Source organism: Enterococcus sp. GC34 (genome assembly GCF_040886645.1).
GTDB lineage: Bacteria > Bacillota > Bacilli > Lactobacillales > Enterococcaceae > Enterococcus > Enterococcus faecalis.
Genome location: NZ_JBFOEF010000027.1, coordinates 1 through 1,446 on the forward strand (window position 1 = coordinate 1; position 1,446 = coordinate 1,446).

Here is a 1,446-nt window from a genome sequence, read left to right on the forward strand (position 1 = left end):
TGTAGTGAGACCCAAAAGTTAGACCGAATACCGACTGGAGAAATCTGGTCGGTATTTTTATGCGACGAACCGTTCACGGAATTGAACGGGACTGCACCCTAGTTTTGTTTTTATTCGTTGATGATTATAATAATCAATCCATTCCTCAATTGCTTGTTCTAGTTCTTCGAAACTAGAATAAATAATGCCATGGTAGGTTTCTTGTTTTAGTAAACCAAAGAAATTCTCCATAGGAGAATTATCAAAACAATTTCCTTTTCGAGACATGCTTTGAAAGATCTGGTGACTGGTTAATTGCTTTTTGTACTGCTTCATTTGGTACCCCCACCCTTGGTCAGAATGAAAAGTGCGCCGATAGGGACAATCTTGCGTTTTATCAATGGCTTCTTTTTGTGCCTCAAGAATTGCTTTGGCATTCGGCTGTTTAGAAATACGGTAAGACAAGATTTCACCATTAAATAAATCAAGAAAAGGATCCAAATAGAGTTTTTTTATTTGAATCTTTCCACTTTGGTTACGTTCATAATACTTAAATTCAGAGGTATCTGTTGTTAGCTTTTGATGGGGTACTGAAGTGTAGAAACGACGATGTAGACGGTTTTTTTCGCCATAGCCAACGGTTCCTTTGTAGGAATTGTATTTTCTTGATTTACGAATAAATTTTGTCCCTTTTAGGCCAAGTTTACGCATAAGACGACGAATTTTTTTCTGGTTTACGTTCAATCCTTTTTCTTTTAAAGCTAATTGAATACGGCGATAGCCATAGTTTCCTTTGTTTTCGTCAAAAATTTTCTTAATCAGGGCTTCTAATTTTTGATTGGGATTTTTTCGCTCAAATCGCTTTTGCCAATACATATACGTCGCTTTAGGAAATTTGGTTGCTTCCAGTAAGATTGTTAATCGGAATTTTTTTCGGAGTTCGTGGATGATTCGGGCATCTCGTTCTTGAGTCGTTCCGGGATGTTCATTCCTAAAGCGCGGAGCTTTTTTATGAAGGCTAGTTCCGCCCGCAATAGTTCATTTTCATGTTCTAATTCTTGTTCACGTGTTCGTGTTTTTTTCACCTGAACGGGTTTCTTTTTCTTTGACATAGAAGGTCTTCCTTTCTGTTTTGGTGAAAGCCCTTCTATGCCTGTTTCTAGAAATTTTTGGTGCCAAGCCAGGACTAAGGTATCGTTTGGCAGTCCATATTTCAATGCGACAGTCAGATAAGAGTCACCACTCGTTAAATAATAGTGTATGACATCCCGCTTGAATTTGGAAGAGTACTGTTGGTAATTTACTCTTCGATGAAGTGCGTTAAATCCAAATTTCTCGACTGTTTTAACCCATTTACGAACAGTCGAAAGTGAAGCAATATCAAATTGATTCGCTAGTGTTCGATAACCTCCTGCGCCATTTTGATAAGCTTCTACCACTTTTTTCTTGAATGCATAATCGTATTTT

The 1,446-nt window shown here is 37.6% G+C and carries 1 protein-coding gene; it reads right to left on the bottom strand.

Annotated features, from left to right (window positions below; genetic code table 11):
• Nucleotides 1-57 precede the first annotated feature (57 nt).
• Nucleotides 58-1,446 (bottom strand): IS3 family transposase gene (locus AB3I72_RS13745; protein ID WP_368024006.1). Its coding sequence is split into 2 segments (ribosomal slippage), with 1,390 coding nucleotides annotated over them: nt 58-911 and nt 911-1,446; the frame shifts between segments, so codons are not numbered across the junction. This gene is flagged as partial in the annotation.